The organism is Arthrobacter sp. MDT2-34-1 (genome assembly GCF_059091365.1).
Window position 1 is genome coordinate 1 of sequence record NZ_JBNHGO010000208.1, and the last position, 285, is coordinate 285.

A 285-nucleotide genomic window follows, 5' to 3' on the forward strand; every position below is an offset into this window, starting at 1 on the left:
TACGAAATGCTGGCGGGCCGGCCTCCCTTCGTCGGCGACAGCCCGGTTTCCGTGGCGTACCAGCATGTCCGCGAGGTGCCGGAGCCTGCGAGCACGCACAATCCGGAGCTCAGCGCGGCCATGGATTCGGTTCTGGCCCGGGCCCTGCAGAAGGACCGGGAGGACCGGTTCGCGGATGCCGCCGGGTTCCGCGCGGCGCTGCTGGCGGCACACGGCCGGACCCCCGAGCCCACCGGGCATTCCGCGGCACCGTCCCACGCACCGGGGATGGCCGCAGGGACGGCG

Annotated in this window: 1 pseudogene; it reads left to right on the forward strand. The window is 73.7% G+C overall.

The features are described 5' to 3' along the window. Nucleotides 1–285: pseudogene (locus tag AC5RVV_RS18375) on the forward strand (Stk1 family PASTA domain-containing Ser/Thr kinase); the annotation flags it as partial.